The organism is Pseudoalteromonas ostreae (assembly GCF_018069805.1).
In the GTDB taxonomy this organism is placed as follows: domain Bacteria; phylum Pseudomonadota; class Gammaproteobacteria; order Enterobacterales; family Alteromonadaceae; genus Pseudoalteromonas; species Pseudoalteromonas ostreae.
Genome location: NZ_JAGPYN010000099.1, coordinates 1 through 232 on the forward strand (window position 1 = coordinate 1; position 232 = coordinate 232).

The window sequence follows — 232 nt, forward strand, 5'->3', positions numbered from 1 at the left end:
TGATTTACACTTAAAGCGCTGAATTCCTTGCTTTGTCATTCCCCAACGATTTAGATTATGTGAATCACAATGGGGGCAATGAGATATTGATTCCTCATGGTCGGCAATAGCTTGACCTACTTGGTTAGTGGCAATATTTGATTCAACTTCGTGGCGAAGCTTTTTAAGTTGAGCGTAATTTAAGTTGGTAATGTGATGTAGTATATTTTGAAACTGCTTGGAAGCCATGTTG

The 232-nt window shown here is 38.4% G+C and carries 1 protein-coding gene; it reads right to left on the reverse strand.

What is annotated here, in order from left to right:
• Nucleotides 1-232: transposase-like zinc-binding domain-containing protein (locus J7338_RS20680; protein ID WP_420875347.1), on the reverse strand; the 232-nt coding region annotated here is incomplete at both ends.